Source organism: Mucilaginibacter sp. P5_A4 (assembly GCF_056400605.1).
Genome location: NZ_JBFUKX010000145.1, coordinates 1 through 1,122, shown reverse-complemented (window position 1 = coordinate 1,122; position 1,122 = coordinate 1). Strand labels below are relative to the sequence as shown.

The following is a 1,122-nucleotide window of genomic DNA, read 5'->3' as shown; positions in this document are numbered from 1 at the left end:
GCATCTGATGATCCGTTCTTACTCACAGTTACGGTGTAAGTGCGGGTAGCAATGCCATCTTCGGCTGTTACTACAATATTAATATCGGTGGTACCTGTAGCGTTAAGTGCCACTGTTGTGGCTGTACCTGATGTTGCAGCTATATTGTTTACTTTATAAGAGGCATGGCTGTCACTTAACGTTACGCGTTGCTGTACACTGGTTGCAGAAAAGCTTACAGATCCGGTGAAATGATCTGTAGTGCCTACCCTTGTTAATATAGCCCCGCTTACAGACAGTGATGTAAGGGCTGCATCTGATGAGCCGTTCTTACTCACGGTTACGGTGTAAGTACGGGTGGCAATACCATCTTCGGCCGTTACCACAACGTTAATATCGGTGGTACCTGTAGTGTTAAGCGGCACTGTGGTTACTATCCCCGGTGTCGCAGCTATATTATTTACTGTAAAAGTTGCATGACTGTCACTCAAAGTTGCGCGCTGTTGTACACTGGTTGCAGAAAAACCTACAGATGTGGTGTAATGATCTGTAGTGCCTACCCTTGTTAATATCGCCCCGCTTACAGACAGTGATGTAAGGGCTGCATCTGATGAGCCATTCTTGCTCAAAGTAATTTTATAAATACGGCTGGTAATGCCATCTTCAGCTGTAACCACAATGGCAATATCGGTTGTACCTATAGCGTTAAGTGCCACTATTGTAGCCGTCCCTAGTGTTGCAGCTATATTGTTTACTGTAACAGTTGCATGACTGTCACTTAACGTTAAACGTTGCTGTATACTGACTGCAGAAGGACTTACAGATCCAGTGAAATTATCTGTGTTGCCTACTCTGGTCAATATCGCCCCACTCACAGATAGTGATGCAAGGGCTGCATCTGATGATCCGTTCTTACTCACAGTTACGGTGTAAGTGCGGGTAGCAATGCCATCTTCGGCTGTTACTACAATATTAATATCGGTGGTACCTGTAGCGTTAAGTGCCACTGTTGTGGCTGTACCTGATGTTGCAGCTATATTGTTTACTTTATAAGAGGCATGGCTGTCACTTAACGTTACGCGTTGCTGTACACTGGTTGCAGAAAAGCTTACAGATCCGGTGAAATGATCTGTAGTGCCTACC

1 protein-coding gene is annotated in these 1,122 nt (G+C 44.9%); it reads right to left on the bottom strand.

Annotated features, from left to right (window positions below):
* On the bottom strand, window positions 1-1,122 hold a 1,122-nt coding region (locus AC1DQW_RS27710), incomplete at both ends, for a cadherin-like beta sandwich domain-containing protein (RefSeq protein ID WP_477457023.1).